This is a genomic window from Pseudoalteromonas ulvae UL12 (genome assembly GCF_014925405.1).
Classification (GTDB): domain Bacteria; phylum Pseudomonadota; class Gammaproteobacteria; order Enterobacterales; family Alteromonadaceae; genus Pseudoalteromonas; species Pseudoalteromonas ulvae.
In genome coordinates, this window is the sequence record NZ_AQHJ01000035.1 from 168082 (window position 1) to 187701 (window position 19620).

At 44.7% G+C, this 19620-nt stretch carries 14 protein-coding genes; 7 read left to right on the forward strand and 7 right to left on the reverse strand.

Annotated elements, in window-relative coordinates:
- Positions 1 to 18: 18 nt before the first annotated feature.
- The 3 genes from PULV_RS18780 to PULV_RS18790 are packed head-to-tail and all read right to left on the reverse strand — an operon-like array spanning position 19 to position 3214.
- Positions 19 to 897, reverse strand: a complete 879-nt coding sequence (locus PULV_RS18780; protein WP_193332739.1) for a M48 family metalloprotease — start codon at positions 895 to 897, stop codon at positions 19 to 21.
- A complete protein-coding gene (locus PULV_RS18785; RefSeq protein WP_193332740.1) occupies positions 894 to 1367 on the reverse strand; it encodes an SH3 domain-containing protein in 474 nt (157 codons plus the stop codon). Before PULV_RS18785 ends, PULV_RS18780 begins: the two co-directional genes overlap by 4 nt.
- Positions 1364 to 3214: an adenylate/guanylate cyclase domain-containing protein gene (locus tag PULV_RS18790; RefSeq protein WP_193332741.1), complete on the reverse strand. Its 1851-nt coding sequence runs from the start codon at positions 3212 to 3214 to the stop codon at positions 1364 to 1366. Before PULV_RS18790 ends, PULV_RS18785 begins: the two co-directional genes overlap by 4 nt.
- Before the next feature lie 185 nt (positions 3215 to 3399).
- Here PULV_RS18790 and PULV_RS18795 point away from each other — a divergent pair, with 185 nt between their 5' ends.
- Both PULV_RS18795 and PULV_RS18800 read left to right on the forward strand, forming a co-directional pair.
- A complete protein-coding gene (locus PULV_RS18795; protein ID WP_193332742.1) occupies positions 3400 to 3996 on the forward strand; it encodes an outer membrane beta-barrel protein in 597 nt (198 codons plus the stop codon).
- 214 nt (positions 3997 to 4210) lie between these two features.
- On the forward strand, positions 4211 to 5278 hold the full coding sequence (locus PULV_RS18800) for a DUF3083 family protein (protein ID WP_193332743.1): 1068 nt from the start codon (positions 4211 to 4213) through the stop codon (positions 5276 to 5278).
- A 93-nt stretch (positions 5279 to 5371) separates the two neighbouring features.
- Here PULV_RS18800 and PULV_RS18805 read toward each other — a convergent pair whose 3' ends face one another.
- The 4 genes from PULV_RS18805 to PULV_RS18820 all read right to left on the reverse strand — a co-directional run bounded on the left by PULV_RS18805 (position 5372) and on the right by PULV_RS18820 (position 10747).
- Positions 5372 to 5986: a superoxide dismutase gene (locus PULV_RS18805; protein ID WP_086743253.1), complete on the reverse strand. Its 615-nt coding sequence runs from the start codon at positions 5984 to 5986 to the stop codon at positions 5372 to 5374.
- 11 nt (positions 5987 to 5997) lie between these two features.
- The gene (locus PULV_RS18810; RefSeq protein ID WP_086743252.1) at positions 5998 to 6468 is read right to left on the reverse strand and encodes a hypothetical protein; all 471 of its coding nucleotides are present in this window, start codon (positions 6466 to 6468) and stop codon (positions 5998 to 6000) included.
- A 151-nt stretch (positions 6469 to 6619) separates the two neighbouring features.
- On the reverse strand, positions 6620 to 7918 hold the full coding sequence (locus tag PULV_RS18815) for a metallophosphoesterase family protein (RefSeq protein ID WP_193332744.1): 1299 nt from the start codon (positions 7916 to 7918) through the stop codon (positions 6620 to 6622).
- Between the two features lie 39 nt (positions 7919 to 7957).
- Positions 7958 to 10747, reverse strand: coding sequence for a TonB-dependent receptor (locus tag PULV_RS18820; RefSeq protein WP_193332745.1), 2790 nt, complete (start codon positions 10745 to 10747; stop codon positions 7958 to 7960).
- A gap of 422 nt (positions 10748 to 11169) precedes the next feature.
- Between PULV_RS18820 and PULV_RS18825 the strand changes: the two genes are divergently transcribed.
- From PULV_RS18825 to PULV_RS18845, 5 genes are all read left to right on the forward strand, one after another.
- Entirely contained in the window at positions 11170 to 12078 is a 909-nt protein-coding gene (locus PULV_RS18825; RefSeq protein WP_193332746.1) for a GGDEF domain-containing protein, read from the forward strand.
- Complete coding sequence (locus PULV_RS18830; protein ID WP_193332747.1) at positions 12078 to 13097, forward strand: helix-turn-helix transcriptional regulator; 1020 nt, start codon at positions 12078 to 12080, stop codon at positions 13095 to 13097. The genes PULV_RS18825 and PULV_RS18830 overlap by 1 nt, the downstream gene beginning before the upstream one ends.
- Positions 13098 to 13234: 137 nt before the next feature.
- Positions 13235 to 13684, forward strand: a complete 450-nt coding sequence (locus tag PULV_RS18835) for a 3-phosphoshikimate 1-carboxyvinyltransferase (protein ID WP_193332748.1) — start codon at positions 13235 to 13237, stop codon at positions 13682 to 13684.
- A 222-nt stretch (positions 13685 to 13906) separates the two neighbouring features.
- Positions 13907 to 14620: a DUF4397 domain-containing protein gene (locus PULV_RS18840; protein ID WP_086743247.1), complete on the forward strand. Its 714-nt coding sequence runs from the start codon at positions 13907 to 13909 to the stop codon at positions 14618 to 14620.
- 600 nt (positions 14621 to 15220) lie between these two features.
- The gene (locus tag PULV_RS18845) at positions 15221 to 19333 is read left to right on the forward strand and encodes a collagenase (RefSeq protein ID WP_227009459.1); all 4113 of its coding nucleotides are present in this window, start codon (positions 15221 to 15223) and stop codon (positions 19331 to 19333) included.
- Positions 19334 to 19620: the final 287 nt, after the last annotated feature.

Below are 19620 nucleotides of genomic sequence, written 5' to 3' on the forward strand. Positions count from 1 at the left end.
TCATTGCAGTGGACTTGGTTATTGTTGCGCATGGACAGTACGTTCAAAACGTGATGCTAGGCTTTGACCTGAGATTGATTCGAAACTCCCCATTTTTTCAAAGAGTTGCTGTAAGCGTTCATCGGCGGTAGGGTGAGTTTGGTACAGTAACGCTAAGGCTGAGTCATCAGGGGCGATTGCGGCAAGGCGCTGTAAATTCGCCAGCATAGCAAACGGATCGTACCCTGCTTTGACAACTAAATTCAGTGCTTGTTGATCAGCAAAAAACTCATCTTCGCGGCTTAGTCCTTGGGTATAAAGTTCATGGGCTGAGTCGGTAATTGTTTTTGCCCATTGTCGATACTGCTGCTTTGAGGCCGAGGCGCCAGTATTACTTTGATAAGCGTGCGCCGAAACAAAGACCGTTTCAGTTAATGCATTTCGCAGTGCGTGATCTTGTAAGTGTTTTAGGTGATGCATCGCCGTGACATGAATGATTTCATGGGCTAATACCGCCGCCAGCTCAGCTTCATCATTGAGTTCAGTCAACATCGCGGTTGTAATAAATACATAGCCGCCAGGTGCCGCAAATGCATTAATCGCACTTGAATTGATCACGCCAAACCGCCAAGGTAAGTGAGGGCGCTCAGAATGACTAGCGAGCAAGAGGCCCACTTGGTTGACGTAAATATTCAGTTCGCGGTTATCAGACAAAGGGCGCGTGCCAAGTAACGCGGCAGACATATTTTGACCCAACTGAATTTCTTGAGGTTCATCAATCTGGTTAGCATCCCAAAGTGCCGTGCCGCTATCCACTAACGCCCCGACATCTAGGCTGCCAATTTTAAGTCCGGTAGTATTACAGCCGCTCAGTAGCAAGCTTGTCACTATCAGTGCAAGGGGGATCAAGTGTTTCATGGTGTTGCTCCATTTAATTGACCTTGTTTTATAAAGGCTTGCTGCTGTGTGGGAGTGGTCACAAACCCATCAAGGAGTAACACTGCAGCTGGGTTAGGCACTGAATTGCTTAGTGATTCGGCATCAAAGCCTCGGATCCCAGTCGATTCTGTCGAACGCCCGCCAGAGACTGATTGCAATAATTGCCCAATTCCGACTTCACCTGCTCGTTTTGGGCTGGTAGCAAATCGCACGTTAAGCATTTTGACCCAACCGCTGAGCGTGTTTTGCTGTGAAATTTGATACCAAGCTCGGTGGCGCTGCATGATGGCAATGGCGGTGTCTGCAGGTAAACGTTCAATAACGGCGCTGCTGATTTGGGCTGTTTGATGAACGGGTGTTTCTTTGACCGTGTCAGCTTGTTGTTGCTGGGCGAAAAGGGACAAGCTGCACAGATACAAACAGGCAGCCATCACAGGGGATATTGTCATGGTAAACTCCTAATTGGTGTGTAGAGTTTGACTGTCTCATGGCGGCCTTTGACGCTGAATTCACCTTGATATTCAAATGTAAACTCGCTTTGGGCTAGCAGCATGATCGGCTCAGATACTAAAATCCGATTATGCTCTTTGGTGAGCCCTTCAATGCGACTTGCCAAATTGACGTTGTCACCAAGCACAGTATAGTCAACGCGCTGCTCAGTGCCGATAAAACCAACAATAGCATCACCACAATGAATGCCAATGCCAATCTCAAGTTGTTGAAACGCAGCGGGTTGTGATGCTCGAAATGCCAATAAATTTCGCTCCATGGCTAAGGCGGTTCGAACGGCATGGATTGCATGAAGAGGGTCGTCAATCGGCGCGCCCCAAAAGGCCATCACACAGTCACCTATAAATTTATCCAGAGTCCCGTGCTGATCAAAAATGACATCAACTTGAGATTTAAAATACTGATTGAGTAAGTTTAATATGGTGTTGGCATCATGCATTTCCGATAACGTCGTAAAGTTACGAATATCTGAAAACAAAATACTGACCTGTTTTTTTTGATTGAGTTGTTCCACATTAAATTTACCCTCATCTAATAGTTGTTTCACCACATTAGGATCTAAAAAACGACCAAACAATTGCTGTGCTTTTGAACGGCTAAGGTATTCCATATAACCAAACACCATACAAAATAGGATCAAGGTCAATACTGTATTGGCCATCACAGTGCCAAAAGCCACATAAACACTGAGTTTGAGTAACCACAGTGAAGCATAAAAGCCTATCGTTAAAATCAGAAAAACCAATAAACAGGCGTGGACTATTTGTTGCGAATAGGCGGTATGATAAGCGTAAATGAGCGCTATCATGAAGATAACGCCGATACATAACGCGGCAATCCAATACACAGATATTGGCTGGTAATAATGTTGATGGCTGATATTGTCGAGCACTGTCGCTAAAATATAAATACCCGGTAAGTTATCATTGACGGCGACATGACGGGCGTCGTACAAACCTGCCGAAGTGGTGCCAATGAGAATCGTTTTACCACTAAATTGTTGTAAAAAAGCTTCATCTTGAGCAGAGATTGCTTGGTATACCGTACTGTAATGAAACGTTTTATAAGGAGTATCAGCAGCGCCTCGCCATTGAAGTCGGAGGGTTTTTTCTGGTGGTAAGTCAATATTCAGATAGGTCAAGATGGCCGCTGGCAACGAGGTAACTTGCCAATGATCCAGCTGATGAAATAGTGCGTAATGACGCGCGACCCCATCCTTATCTTTCAATAAGTTGATTGCGCCTAAGCGCTGTTTATTAACGTTGAAATGACTAGGCCAAAGCAAAGTATGATTGCTGGAGTCGGTCGATGGCAACGCTGAAAAAAGAGGCAAGTTGCTAGCAAGCTCGTGTAAAGGTTTATCCAAAGGGCTATGATTTTCAAGGGCTAAAATGGGCAGAAATACATGTGGGCTTTGTTGTAATACCTCATAAAAGTATTGATCGTCGTCCGGGCGGTAAATATCAGGTTCAATAAATAAAATATCAAACGCTATGGCTTGAACCGAGTAGGGTTGCAGCCCTTCTATCAGTTCAGCATGAACACTTCGTGGCCAAACCCAGCGCCCAGCAATGGGGGTCATGGCGTTTAAACTCATGTCATCAATCGCAATGACCACAATATTATCATCGCTTTTTAAATCTGCTTGGATCACTGAACTTTGCCAATCAAACAGCGCGTTATCGAGGGCATTAAACCAATTAAAATACATGCTCAGTGAACTTAAGAGGCAAAGTGCTGCACTGAGACTAATAATAACAAGTTGTTTTTGCTGATGAGATTTCATGCTTACTCGTGCGATTATTCTTGTAATTAAGTGTAGGCGGCACTTTTATAAAAAGCGTTTTTTCAACGCTGACATCCTTTTTACACTCTCTAACAATTACCTACAGATTACTGACAGTTTAAATCCTCAACCTTACTTACACTGCCTGCATTACATTACTTTTTACATAACTAGGGATGATGAAGATGTTTAAAAGAGCGTTGATTGGTGTGGCTATTTTGCTGCTTGGCACAAGCGCACATGCCAAAATGGATAACAAAACCCCACACAGTTTAGGCGGCTCGATTTCAGTGGGGGCTGCAGAGTTTAACGGATCAAAAAATGATGGTGACGGTGTAGTGGCTGTCTATGGTTTTTATCGATATCAATGGATGCCTGAACTGGCACTCGAAGCTGGGATAAAAACAGGCATGGAAGCGGATGATTGGGAATGCGATCGGATCAATGATCACCGCTACGAATGCAATCAAAGCAATGACTTGTTGTTTAATTTAGATGCCAATCAGTTGGATTATCAAAACTATGCGCTTTCTGTGCGAGGTCAGTATCCGCTCACTGAGCGCAACAGTGTGTTTTTGCGCATAGGTGGACACTTTTATGATTACGAGATTGCTAAATCTGGCACGAAAGTCGTGTCACAAGACGGTGTTGGTTTAATCTCACAAGTAGGCTGGCAATATCAGTGGGATTCGGGTGTTGCGCTACAAGCCAGTTATGAATACACCGGCATGGGAGATTTAGAGACCTTTACGCTTTCATCAGGCATTGCGTATCGTTTCTAAGCACTGTTCAAAAGACGGTTTTACTGAATTACAGATGATAAGGTGAGGCGACATGGACGCATGACGTCTCACCTTTTTTGTTCATTATTTACGAATAAGTTTGTTCTAGCGCAATAAAAACGTCGTGATTGTCTTTTACACTGGCGCCATTCTTAGTCTGCAATGCCACAGCATTCAGGTTAATCCTCTATTGAATTTTTAAAGGAATAAGTAAATGGCCTCTCAAAGTCAGCATCGTGTTTATATCCCAAGCAACGCGCGTTCTAATCAATACATTTTGGCTGAGTTTCGCCTTGATGAACTGTTTCATAGCCATTTTTCAAGCCCAACAGAGGCATATCAAAAAATTTCTGACACATTGTTTACCTTGTGTGAAGAAAACTCACTCCACAATGTCCATGTCTTAGCTAACGATAAACTGCCGATTGTCCGTTTTAATGAAGAGTCTTACTGTTTACAAACTAAAAAGCAGGTGTTGTTTTTTTATAACCCGAAACATCATGAGTCACATACTTGTTTATCAGAGCCTGGGCATCAAGCGCGCAAAATTCGCATTGTATTTTTAGCAACGGGTGATGAACTTCGCGCACATGCCGCTGATTTTCATCGCAGGGTCACGAAAGTGATCGGCTTGTTTAAAGCCTATCTCGCGCATTGTCCAACGGTGATCAAAATTCGCGATCATCAGCATTTAACTTATGATTTATTTGCCAATGCAAAAGGTAACAAAGAAAGCTACGGCTACAAACTACGTAGTTTAGCGCCACGTTATCAAGCCAGAGCATGTGACTTACCCAGTACTCATAGCGAAATGACGTATGTCACTGTTGGGATCCCACTCACCCGCAATATTAAAACAAGATTTTTAAAAGAGTCAGATACCGGGTACGCAAAATTATACCGTTATATCGAAGATTCATTTTTAACTGCTTGCGGTGCAAAAAACCTTAGCCGCATTGCGATGGTGGCCAATGACCATATTCCATTGGTCAGAAACAGTCAGGTTGACCGCAATGATCAAAATAGTGAATTGCAAAAAATTAGTTTTGACCCAGCCAACCATGACAGCCAGTATTTTGGTTATTGGCATGAAGATAAACTAGTCCAGACCATTTATTTTATTATTGCCGCAGGGGATGAAGATAAAAATGATATCGGCTATGGCAAGTTTATGAATAGCGTCGAGGGGGCGCTGCGCGGACTGGCCGATAAACTTGAAATCCCAGCCACGCAACAAAATGTCACCGTGCGTTTTTACCAACATGTGAGTTATCACGCGTAACATTTCAATACCATCAATAAAAAAAACAGGCAGTCAAAGTACTGCCTGTTTGCTTCTGGTTCAAGGGTAAACCAAACAGTTCGGGTTGATTGCTTATGCGGCAATCGCATCTTGATAACGACGATTGACTTCTTGCCAATCAATCACGTTATAAAAGGCATTAATATATTCAGGTCGGCGGTTTTGGTATTGTAAATAGTAAGCATGTTCCCACACATCCAAGGCTAAAATAGGTGTATTGCCATGCATAAGCGGACTGTCTTGGTTGAGTGAACTTTCAACCACTAAGGTTTTTTGTGGTGTGACCGATAACCATGCCCAGCCACTGCCAAAACGTTTAAGCGCTGCAGCTGTAAATGCTTCTTTAAAGCTGCTAAACCCACCTAATTCTTTATCGATGGCGATCGCAATGTCATCCATCGGGATCCCACCCCCTTGAGGTGACATAATTTGCCAAAATAAACTGTGATTGGCATGACCACCACCGTGATCGCGGACCACAGGTTTTAGTTGATCGGGTACTGAGGCAAAGTTAAGTAAAATGGTCTCGATTTTTTGCGTTTCATACTCAGTGCCAGCCAACGCCGCATTGATATTATTCACATAGGTGTTGTGATGCAGCGTATGGTGAATTTCCATGGTGCGGGCGTCAATATGGGGTTCGAGAGCATCGTACTGATACGTTAATGTGGGGAGTTGGTAAGCCATAATCGTCCTTTTTAATGTAAAACGGTGTGCATGTTAGGCGCAGGGAATGAAGACGCTTTTGCTTGATTACCGCCGTGCAAGAGCCATTGCTGATAACAGCGACGACTCTGACGCCTTGCAATTTCAGCAATATCAGTATTGCGGTGCAGTGTGAGGCGCATCATCGCTTCATACGCGTGATAAAGTTGCTGGATACTGTGTTCGGTGTTTTTTTGGGCATTGAGGCAATCGGCAATGTTATGCATGGTGACAACCCAAGCCGCCGCGCAATGGGCAAAGGTATCAATGCTCGATTCATCTAATGGTTGGCTCAGTAGCATGCTCATTTGATTGGCGCTGGCCAATTCTGCACTTTGATAGGTCGCCAATGCTTGCTCGTAGTGCTGTTCAATAAAGGCTCTATTGGCTGTTTGCATTAATTGCTGCCAATCAAGTAAACGTTGCTGATGTGCTTGCAGTTGTGTTGATAACTGGGATTGCATAACCACTCCATTTGATAATGATTCTCAATTGCGTAGACAATACCTTACTTTAATCTAAATGAGAACCATTTTCTTTTGTGGCGGGTGTTTTTATTTGCTAAGTAATTAGCCGCGCCCTTTTTTACTCCTGAACAGCAGGGCGCGAGCGTCATTATAATGAGCGGTGTGAAAATCGAAAACTAGGTTCATTAACCAACGCACCCGAGCCATCTCTGGGGGTCGAGTAAAAATGAACCACTAATTCATCCGCTTGATTATCAATTTCAATATGGGCAAATCCCCATGTGAAGCTTTTTGACCAGAGCAGTTCATATTGAGGGTAACGCTTGGCTTGTTGCTCTGCAAAAGGAGTGTGTTTACCGCGCATTTTGGCGGCCGCGCCGCTGATAATGAGTGGCAATTTAGGGCGTGTTATCTGCGGTGTGGCCACTGAGCAGTCATCGGTTAAAAGTTCTAAATCATGCTCATGGCCAGCAATATAGGCATCTGCGTACTGGCATAAACTAGGTAAAAGAAGCTTTTTGAGCACGTGGGCTTCGGCGTATTTGGTACCACCAATGGACCATAAAACATGATGGCCATAGACGATTTTCCATTTGGCGGTCGAGGTTTTAAGCCCCTCTTTGAGCCAGTTGAGCTGTTGGAGATCTTCACCATGATGCGGGACTTCATGTCTTTTATGTTGCTCTAATTGCGCTGAATCATTGGCCAGCGCATCGACTAAGTTTTGCTCACTGCCATCAGGCAATAAAGGTAACTCATAAAAATGCTGACCCGATAACAGTAAATTTGTATCCAACACAAAAAACTCAACATCGTTGCCCGGCTCACCTTGGTGATAGCGGTAATAACCGCGGTCTTCGAGATGAAAATTAGGCTGTTGCTGCATCCAACTGATTTGCTTTGCGACCCCGGTACGAGATGATTTCCAGTCATGATTGCCAAGCGCGGAATACACAGTTAACTCAGGGTGCTCGTCAAATAACGGTTGTAGTGGCGCTAAGATCAGATCATTCATGCGTTGGGTATCATCTTTACCATCGTTGGCATCGGCTCCATCGGGGTAAATGTTATCGCCAAGTTGAATGGCAAAATCACAGCTTTTTTGGCGACATAATTGTGTCATCGCGAGCCCCACAGCTTGGGCTCCACCTTGCTCAGTTGTAATGTCTGTGCCGGGGTAGACGTACAAAGGGGCGTGATCAAATTCGGCAATAGGGCGATGATCCTCGAGCCAATCTTGTTTTTCTTTTTCAATAAACGCGTCCCGCGATAGAGGATGATCAATATGCTTCTTTTTAGGGTAGTCGACATGATAACCCCCATCACCAAAGGCTAAAAACCCCAAATTGGCCGAGTGCTCGCGAGGCGTCTGGGGACTTTTGCCACTGCATGCCACTAACGCCAGCGTAGCAGCGCACAAAGAGACGGTTAAATACGTGTGATTCATACTATTGCCTAGCAACTTAACGTTGCTAGGCCCTACAAATTAAAGAGAATTAAAAGTAAAACCTAACTCAAACGAGCGGCCATAACGTTCGTATTGATAGTTATAACTGCCGGCTTCGTGATACAAATAAAAGGGCTCGTCAGAGAGGTTAATACCATTGAAATAAACATGCGTTTGTTCGTTGAGGTAATATTTGGCGCTAAAATCAACTTGAGTATGACTGGCTTGCATCACACGGCGGTCATTTTCTTCAAATTGAAAGCTTTCGCTTTGATACGTTGCGCTGAGGCGTGCACTGATCTGCGAATTTTCATATCCAAGCATCAAATTGGCCACGGTATCAGATTGATTCGGTAAGGCATCATCCGCCTCAATAAAGGTGGCGTTAGAGGCAAACAACCACCCAGAATCAAACTGTTTATTCCACGCCAGTTCAATACCCGTTAACGATGCAGCCCCGCCATTGACCGCTTGGATCACTTGCTTAAACCCATCCCACTGGCCGTGGTCTTGAACTTCTTGCTGACTAATAAAGTTATCAATGTCTTTATAAAAGATCCCAGCAGAGAGCACGCCCACTCGGGTAGGATAATATTCAAGTGCTAAATCTAAATTGTTTGATTTATACGGATCTAAATTTGGGTTACCGACTTCGGCTTTACGCTCAGTGCTGATTTGGTCGTCATCAAGGGTGGTTTCACTTTCGATCAGTTGAAAGGCTGCAGAATCAGAAAAGCTTGGTCTGGCAATGGTTTGTGTAGCAGCAAAGCGACTAATTAGCTTTTCAGAGTACTGATAGCGGACATTAATGCTCGGCAACCAATGATCATACTCTTTACTTTGTTGCCAAGGAGTGATGCTTACTTGCTCCGAGTCTGTGGTGTCATCCACTATCAATTCGACTTTATGGCCTTGGGTGGTAAAGTCAGTGCCTTCAAAACGAACGCCAGCAATCACATCGAGCTGGTCAAAATCAAAATTAAACATGGCATAAGCGGCCAAGATATCTTCATCGGACTGAAAACTTTGTCCTTGGCTTTCAATGTCAGATTCATTTTGATTGATTGCAAAGCTTGCTTGATTGGTGCGAAAAAACTGCTGCAAACCCGCACGATCAAGCCCTGGGCCAAATTGACCTAATGTATAATCTGGCGCGGCGGTGGCAAAACGTGATGCCATGACGTCGTCAAACCCGCCATCAAAAATTTGCGCCTTCACCGCATTGGTTTTTTCTCGGCTAGCGTATTTAGCGCCAAATTTAAACTGGCTATTGTAACCGTACCAAACAAAGTCTTTGCTTAAATCAAACTGCGCGCTCAATGATTCATCTTGGGCGATGTTATTGGCGGTGGCTATTTCGTCTAATTCAAAGTGAGTGAGATCGTGCGCCGCAGCCGATTGAGTTAACTGTGGCACTTGACCTGCTTGGTAACCGAGCTCCAGTCCTTTGGCTGCAAAACTGACGTCTAAGCGACCGAGTTCTTTTTCGTTCGATTTAGAATAGCCGAGATTGTATTCTAAAAACCAATCACTGAATTGCTGCTGTGCACCGGCGACCACAGACAAAATTTGCTGCACTTCGTGACGATCTTTAGTGTCTCGATCCATGTTGGCATCACTAAACTGCGCTGATGTAGCGGTGAGTGTGTCTGTGTGGATCTGCCCTTTTGCAAATTTATATTCGTTGCGTAAGCGCATCTCATCATCAGAAAAATCGCTCCACAGAGTACGCAGGTAGAACTTATCGTGATTATTGGCGTGCAAGTCTAAATTTAACGCAGCACCGAGGCGCTCTCGGGTAATCAAATAATGGCGTTGCTCAATTTCTTCGGCGCCAAAATAGTCAATATCGTCACCTGATTGGCTGTCTTGGGCTTCAAAATCGCCCCATCCACCGTCTGTTTCGATGTTTAGCGAACCAAAATCACGTTTAAACCATGAAACAGCAGTCGCCAAACCTAAGGTGTAATGATTATTGAGTTCGTAGACATCACTAAAGCTGCCTGATAATTTTGGGCTTGAGGCTGAGACAAGTTGATTGTACGCGCCTTGGGCCGTTAAGCTGAAGCTTTGCCCTTGGCGGTCAAAGGCTGAAAGGCTTTTGACATCAATTGAGCCGCCCACAGCACTGGCATCCATATCTGGGGTGACCGTTTTGCTGACTTCTAAACTTTGGATTAACTCACTGGGGATGACGTCCATCGCAACACTGCGCACTCCGGCCTCAGGAGAGGGGACATTCACACCATTAATACTGACGTTGTTTAAGTTCGGGTCGATACCTCGAATACCAACAAAACGGCCTTCACCTTGGTCGCGGGCAATAAAAATCCCTGGTAAATGTTGTAATGCTTCAGCGGCATTTTGATCGGGTAATTGGCCAATACTGTCGCTACTGACGATAGTCTTGATAGTGGCGGCATTTTTTTGTCGGTTGAGTGCGCCCATTTGCCCAGCACGTTGCCCTAAAACTAAGATGTCATCTATGGTCTTGGTTTTACTGACCAATTGGATCCGTTGCTCAGTGATGTGATCATCGACAATCTCAACAATCTGCTCAATTGGCGCAGCACCTAAATAGGTCACTTGTAAGGTATAGGTGCCAGCAGGTAGCTGATTAAACCGAAACGAGCCATCACGTTGACTCACCGTTGTTTTGCGAAGTTCGACTAGTTCTATTTTTGCACCTTCAAAATGTGCCTTTTGCTGCGCGTCACTGACTGTGCCCGTTAATGTATTGGCCATTAAGGTCGGGGTCATGAATAAGCTGGCCACCGCGATTGCGATTGGCGTTTTTTTTCGTGGATTTGCGGGGATCAAAACCTTCATTGTTGTTCTCTACCAAGTAATTTTAAAACACAGCAATACGCTGTGCTGACGGTGGGCACACGCTACCGACTAAAAATGAATAAAATATGTCAGTGATACTAATGAGCTCTTTTTAAAGGGGATTTACGGCGATTTTGTTTCTAAAAAAGGCTGTGTTGAGCTGTTTTGACCCCCTCTCAAATTTGCGGCTTTTGAGGGGAGGGTGGTCAATATAAGCCTGATAATCGCAGGTAACGCGATGTACTATGGCGCAGGGGGTGAGCTATTTTTAGCGATGCTGGATGTGTGATGGCAGTGGGTTAAACAGTTAATGCCCAGTGGTGTGGTTAAAAAAACTGTCACTTAGTTGAGCTATTGTGACCCTTTGCACACAGTGAACGCACTTTATGATAGGTGTCACTTGCCTTTATTTAGGATTTTTTATGAATCGTCGCTTTGCGATGTTACATCGCCCTTTTTTTGTCATTTTAGCGTGCAGCATTAGCGCTACTCTCGCGCTCAGTGCCTTTTTGGGGCAAGCCAAACCGGTTGATCATTTTGATTGGATTGATGTGTTAGGCGAAGGGGGCATGACAGTGGTGACACTCCTTTGGTTGGTGGCGACCTTGTTCAGCCGTTTAAAAGGGCGCGTGACAACGTTATTGTTTTTTGGTTTATTGGCGATGCATTTATCTATGTTACTGGATTTGTTAGATGAATTTTGGCTGTATCCGAGTAATGCTTGGATCACCACATTTGAATCTATCCCCGCAACATTGGGCATGGTGATCATGAGTGTGGCTTTGTATCAGTGGCATTTAGAACAAGTAAATGTGAATGAGCAATTACAACAAAGAGAGCGATTCTATCGCGATCATAGTCTCAGTGATTTTGTCACCGGTTTACACAGTGGTGTGTACATGAAGCAGCAACTTAGCCGAGAAGTTGCACTGAGTGAATACAGTCACCAGCCTTTTAGTGTCTTGATGCTTGATTTGAAAAAGTTCGATCGCCTCCATCAGCGCATCGGTTTAGTGGCCTCTGATCAGGTGCTCCGAGAAGTGGCGCAATGCATTGAGTTTAATGCCCGCCAACAGGATTTAACGTGCCGCTTTGCCAGTGATCGTTTTATTGTGCTGCTACCTAATACCCAACAACCAGCAGCCAATGTGATGTTGCGACACATCATACACAGTATTGAACACTGCACGCGCTCTTTGCCACGAGATGTATCTGTACAAGCATATGGTGCCGCAGTTACGTGGTCTATCGGTCAAAGTAGTGAGCAATTGATCACCCAGCTATGTCAGCAGATTGAACAACAAAAACAATCGGTTAGTGTTGCGGCATAATGCGTCTGTTAGAAGAGCATCATAAGTCCCTCAGTGGTCAACAATTTGCTGTGCAGCTGATTGATATTGCGACCTCTCGGGGTGTCCATGTTGATAAGTTACTCAAAGGCACGCAGCTGTTTTATCAAGATTTACTTCAACATGATGTGTTGATCAGTTTTGCACAGTTGTCGCGGCTGATAGATAACACCCAAAAACTGGCGAAAGGGGATGACATCAGTTTTTTGTGCGGTCGTCATGCCCATCAAGCTGTTGCACATCCGCTGGATCAGGCGCTTAGTCATAGCCAAGATTTCGCAGAGCAATTGAATATCAGCGCTCGCTACCAGTTTCAACTGTGCCCAATGTTGTTTATGCACCACAGGCAACAAAACGAGCTGAGTCATTGTCTGTTTAACTTTGCGATTGCAAAACCGAGCCTTGCTGGGCAGATTTTTTGGTATGAATATTTAGCCTCTGCACTGCTTACCAATATGAGGCTGCACTTAGGTTATCTGCCAGCCATCACCATTAAATTTCCGTATCCTAAACCCTGTTATTTCGAGCAATACCAGACACATATTGCAGTGACATGTGAGTTTGATTTCCCCTTCTTTATGATTTCAATGCCAAAAAAGCTGCTAAAAGAAAAGTTTGTTCACTCAAGTGTGACGCGTAAACGGTTCGCTCTTTGCCAGTTACAACAGCAACAACGTCGCAACACTCCTGTGGGTCTGGAGCAGGTGATGGTGCAGCACTTACAAAGCAATATGCAGCTCAATTTAGAACAAGCAGCGCAACAACTGCAAATGAGCCCTGCCACCTTAAAACGTAAACTGAAACTTCATCGCACTCAATTTAGTGAATTAAAAGATCAAGTGCGCCAGCAAAGGGCGATTTTTGCCATGCTTGAACAAGGCTATTCAAATGAAAAAGTAGCCGATGCCTTGCAGTTTTCTGATTTAACGAACTTTAGACGCACATTTAAACGCTGGACTGGCATGACCCCGAGTCAACTACGTGCTCAGTTTGGCTGTTAAGCCCTTTTATCTGCACCACGATGCCTGTTAGAGCCAAGCAGCTCATTGCCATGTAAAATTCATATCTAGTCAGGTCAATTTTGTTACAATGCTGCCCGCTAAATCCCCTCAGATAATTTGAAAATACAAGGTACAGGATGACCAAGTTTGACCAACACCAGCTGGATCTCGACAATCAGCAAGCCCGCGCGGATATTCGCAGCGATAGTGCTATCCAAAATTTACTTGAACGCATGCCCAAAGACGTACAAGACAGTTTCACTGAGTCACAGTTGGCTCATTTGCGCGTTGCACTCGGTGCCCGTAGTTGGGGGAATCATAAAGTTGATCTTCGCAGCACCTTCAAGTTTTTTAAATATCGTTATTATTATGTGTTTGTTGCAGGGCGTAACCGCCGAGAACTTTCGCGCCAAGAAAAACAATTTGCACTAATGGTACAAGCGTTGTTTGTTTCCGGATTTATTATATTTAGTGCTTTGTTCGGTATCTTTGTGTTGTACATCATTAAATCAGCTTTAGGCATTGATATATTCCCTAACTTTTCGTTTGGCGTATGGAGCTGGTTTAAAGAAACGTTTTTAGGCTAAGCTCTGCACTCTTCACAGGATGCTGCCAGTAAATTATCTGAAACGACCTATGTTCACATTGAGCAATGTGAAGGCAATGTTTAGATTTAAACATTCATGCATCCTATCTTGTCCAGATTTTGGCTTAATTACACTTTTGCATATCTTAGTTACAAATCCTTGCAACTTGGCACCAAGGGGAGAGGTACACTTATTTCTATCCTTTTCAAATGATGCAATTGAATGAAAACTCAAGCGTTAGTATTTATGACTGTGCTGACATTACTCACAGGCTGCGAAGAACAGACTTATCAGGCGAACGTGCGAGCGGTCAATTTAGCCAACGATGAACTCACCGTGCGCTGGCATGATGATAACCGCAGCGCTAAGGTTGCGCTGACCAAAGATGGCAATGCTTTACTGTACGGACATGCGAGTGATGGGTTTACATTCACCAATCAGGCAGCCCAAGGTAATGTGTTTACATTTGATAGCCAAACGTATTTAGCTGAGCCTGTAGTGGCACCAACAAGTTTTGCTTTTACTGATACTGAATCTTATTTGATCTTCACCTACGGTGATCCGGATAGTCTCGGTGAACAAAAAGCTGAAATGGGCGCGATTTACCTCTATCAAGAGGATATCAGCGACGAAAAGTACCGTTTTAACGTATTACATACTTATTTTCCGATGATGGCTGATGTTGATGTGTATCTCAATGGGGTATTAATAGAAGAAGATCTCAGTTATGGGGATGGCGCTGGTTTTTTCACTGTATCTATCGATAAAACACAGTTAGTTGTCGTTAAAGCCAATTACCCTGTAAATAGCCCTAATCCACTGCTCAGCAAAACCTTAGAGCCGGACAGTGGTAAGTTACAAGTGGTGTTTATTGCACCAAAAGAAAGTGATCATGCAGAATTCTCTGCTGAGGCATTTATTGTCAAAACCCCCTGAATGCCCAACCTGATTAACACCTTTTCCCTGTGTTATGTTGGCCAAGTTGCAATGCAGCTTGGCTTTTTTTGATCTTTTTTCACTGACTTGATTTGCCTGTCACACAATTAAGTACCACATGTTTTGGCCTTTTTATCTGGAACTGCCGTTGAAACACCCAAAGTGGTGGCCAGCAAACCACAGCTTGCAGCAGAGTTTAAACCCAAAGCCCTGGATAAATACCCTGTTCAGTAGCTTCTTAACCTTAACCGTGGGGATAAACGTGCCAGAGGCCTGCGATTGTTGGATCAATTTGCTTTGTTATCCCAGCCAATTTTCGAAGGTAAGGGTGAGAAGCTTTTATATAAATAAAATCAATACATTAGGAAACCACTAAAACAGAGAACCAGTTAAATATCAAAACCTATTGGATATTGTATACATTTTAATGTATAACGTTTGTATCTCAAATGATAATTAAATGTAAATTAGTTTGAGTGACGTAATGGATTCGATTGGGCCTGCTTTGTTAATCCCTTTTTTAGAAGCAGTAAAGGACATTCATTCTCGGTTTCGCAGTGTGAATTAAACCCTAGTAACATTCCAATAAAGTGGATGACTATGAAACTAACAACCAGAAAATCATTCCTCGCCAGTGCGATATTTGTTTCGCTTAACATGAGCTCAGCTTACGCTGTTGCGTTGTGCGGTGACAAAACATTGCCTCGTCAAGGTGAAGTGCCAGCTAATCAAACACAGTGTATTACTGACTACGGCCATTATTTATATGTCACCGTCCCTTACGACAATAGCGATGTGACCATCACAACAAGTGGTGGCACATTCAATGGCTCTGATGCCACGCTCATTCTGTACGATGGAGATGATTGGAGTGGCAACGAACAAATTCGCAGCGCCAATGCCGGCACCAATGATGAAACCATCAGTTTTGTGTCTCGTGCGGGCAAACGTCACTTTGCAATTAATGGCAACATTGCGCAAACATCCCTATTAGTGACCGTTAGTGGTGGTGATGTGCCACCGCCGATGGGGGATTACATCGTCTTTGATACTAACATTAATGTCTCGGTCACCAGCCCAGTCATTAACTCAAAAAGCCAATACGGGGCGATCATTCCAACAATTTTAACAGCGGTATATGCCGACTTCGAAGGCCTCGCCAGTGCTGAAAATGATCCGCTCACCGATGTGACTCAGGCCGTTCATTATTTAGCGAGCGCCGATAACATTAGCGATCCTGATTTAAACCAATTGTTGTATTTTTTAGGCTCATACAAATTTTATGCGCCAGCAATGACCGCAGATGAAGCGCAAGCATTGAGTAACGCCTTTGTGGCCGTAGCCAAAATGAGTGACTTTTTAACCGACAAAGGCGGCGTCATTCAAGAAGGGTTTGCCAAAGCGCTGAATAATTTTGAACGTGGTGCAGGCGCGCAGCATTATCAAGACTTACTGCCACATGCACTTGCTGCGTTACAATATCACTCTTTACAAGCGAACCCATTTGCAGCCAATAATGCCGGCGATGCCACCATGGCGCTGTTAAGTGCTTTGGGCTCTGCAGCCTATTATGGTGATGCCGCAACTAAAGCAGCATTTAATAATCGCATGCTTGATGTGCTCTCAGTACTGCGCTCGTTTGCTCATTTAGGCGAAACCGCCGTTGATTTACGCTGGACAACCGAAGCGGATCGCAAATGGATTGTGCCACATAGCTTTATTGCACTGGGTAAAATTGCCAGTATTGCCACCGATGAAGCTAAGGCCCGCTTTGATAGTACAGTGCGTGAAGCACAAACCACGTTGCAAAACTCGCTCAGCCTTGAAACGATTGAAACCATAACCACTAAAAACTACTTAGAATCAGCAGGCCGAGAATGCGCCGAGGGTGATGCACTGTTTGGCTATTGTGTTGTGCCACCAAAAGAAAGCGATATTCTGACGGTGAGCCACCAATGTAATGAGTTTATTACTATTCGCGCACAAAGCTCGATTAGCCAAGCAACACTTTCGCAGTCGTGCGCCGACATGGCGACACAAGAATCTGAATTTCATGCTTTTTTCAATACGGCAGGCAACCCAGTCACTGGGGATCAAAATGCCCACTTAGAAGTCATTGCGTTTGCCAGCCCTGATGAGTACAAAAAATATGCCCCTGAATTTTACGGTATCGATACCGATAACGGCGGCATGTATTTAGAAGGCACGCCTGAAAACGAAGGCAATCAAGCGCGTTTTATTGCCATGCAGTGCCCTGATGATTGGGTCGGAGGCTCGTGCCAATACGAAGACCAAATTTATAACCTGCGCCATGAATACGTGCATTACTTAGATGGGCGTTATATCAAAGCGGGGTCTTTTGGTTATTTTGATTACAACGTCTCGTGGTCTGAAGGGATGGCTGAATACATGGCCAATGGCAGTGATCATTCCCGTACCCTCGAATCGTTAAAAGGCCAAGTGATCCCACCTTTATATAACTTGTTGTTTATGGCGTATGGCTATGATGAGTTGTATCCGTGGAGTTATTTTGCAATGCGTTACCTTGCCGAGGAGCATAATGATGATGTTCATTTACTCACCGCAGCAATGCGCGCAGGTAATAAAGCCGAGTATGTCAGTAAGCTTAAAGCGGTCGAAGCGCGCACCCAAGCTGGCTTTGAAGCCTTTGTATTAGCCAACTCTGAAGCAATAGCGCCACAAGCTGCAACGTTGCCAGCAGCTGATACTATCGGTAGCTGCAATTTAGCCCAGCAATACGTGCGTAAAGTTGATGCAGCGAAAACCAACTTTACCATTAGTAATACCACCAACACACCAATCTCGCTGTTTTGGGTCAACAATAATACTGGTAAAGCAAACTTTGCTAAGAATTACAAAACCCTCAACCAAGGTGACAGTTACACGGGTACAAATTGGAGCGAAGCCGATCGGTTAATGCTGACCGATGGCAACTTGAACTGCGTTGGCATGGCGGTGATGGGCGCACAAAATAATACTTTCACAATCGATCAGCCACTAGTGAAAGACGTTGTGCCAGAAGTGATACCAGCACAAGATCAAATGGGCAGTTGCGCATTGGTACAACCCCATGTTATTAAAGATAAATCACATGGGTTTAGCATTACCAACACCACAAATACCCCAGTGCGTTTGTTCCGTATCGATAATTTAACTGGCAAACCAATGTACGCCAGTGCGGCAACAGGGTTTGATTTTGGCTACGGCACGTTAGCACAAGGTGAAACTTACAGCTCAGATGTTTGGTATGGCGATCGTCGTATTATGGTGACTGATGCGCGTTTGAATTGCTTAAGTGTTGGAGTGCTTAATAACGAAACTGCCGCGTTTACAATCGATCAAAGTATGGTTGCGACCGCTGAGCCTGCCGAAATCATTCCAGCCGCCAATACCTTAGGCAGCTGTGACTTGATGCAAAAACACTTAACGGGCCCATTTGAAGCCGATTTTGCTTTTACCAATAGCAGTAATACACCGGTGCGAATTTACCGTGTTGATAACGAAACGGGCGAACTCAGTGCAAGCTTTGGTTTTAAAACCTTAAACACAGGCGAAACCTATGACAGTGCGACTAGCTGGAAATGGTTTGGTAATCGCCGTGCCGCCATCACTACCGAAACAGGCCAATGTTTAGCGGTTGCAGTTATGAGCGAAGAAAACAGCATCAACACTTATGACATCACCAATGAAATTGTTGGTGGCACTTCGCCAGTGGATAGCGACGGTGATGGGGTGATTGATTCTGAGGATGCGTTCCCATTTGATCCAAACGAAAGCAAAGACAGTGATGGTGATGGTGTCGGCGATAATGGCGATGCTTTCCCACATGACGCCACTGAAAGTAAAGACAGCGATGGCGATGGTTATGGCGATAACAGCGATGCTTTTCCAAATGATGCCAGCGAATGGATGGATACCGACGGCGATGGCCAAGGTGACAACAGCGATCCGTATCCAAATGATCCTGATAACGGCGGCGGTACCGTCAGCCATTGTGGCGAAGCAACAATTAGCTCTGGGCGTTTAACCCTAGCCAATACTGAATGCGTTGCTGGTGGACGTGGGTCGTTTTATGTCTGGGTTGAAAATGACAATACTGACTTAGTGATTGCAACAGCAGGTGGTGAAGGGGATGTAGGTATTTACTTCAACGCTGATACGTGGGCGACACAAAGTAATGCTCAAGCGCAATCTGGTAACAGTGGCACAGCGCAAACTTTGTCAGTGACGGCAAATCGCGGTTGGCGCTATATCAGCCTTGAAACCAGTGGTCAGTATCAAGGTGTGAGCCTAACAGTCACAGAAGGCCAAGCTGATGGCGGTGATAACGGCGGTGGTACTTTTCCGCCTGTTGATGCAGCCATTGGCAATGCGTGTGCAACACTAAGCCCATTTACTTACGGTGGAGTTGAGTCAGGCAAAGCCATTTGTACAGGCCAAGGCCACAATAGTTATTATATTTACTTCACGGGAAGCGAAAGTGAAGTCACCATTCAAACTGCACATGGCGCAGGCGAAGTGAAGTTATACTCAGATACCTCGTGGGCGAGCGCCACGCAGTATCAGTATAAATCCACCATAGCAGGCACAACCGTGCAACGTATTACTGTCAGTAATCCAACTGTAGGTTGGTACTACATTACGGCCGATACCACAGGCAGCAATGTCGCACTGCAAGTGGATATCAAATAACCTGACTGAGTACAGTTAAACCCCGCCGCGCAAAGCGCGCGGCACATTTTCCTATACAACAATGCCAAGCAGCACCGCCCCAGTGCTGCTTTTTTGTGGGCGTAAACATGCCTGCAGGTTAGAGCTGTTATGTTGTGTGAAACTTTAGGGTGTGACTGGGGTTGGGTGTGAATTAAGGGCTGGGCTTTAGCCTGAGGGTTATTTAAAAGCATTCCTTGCCAACCGTAAATCGCGCTTTAGCTCGACAGCTACTTAAACATTTCCCTCTTTTTCAAATTAACCATAGT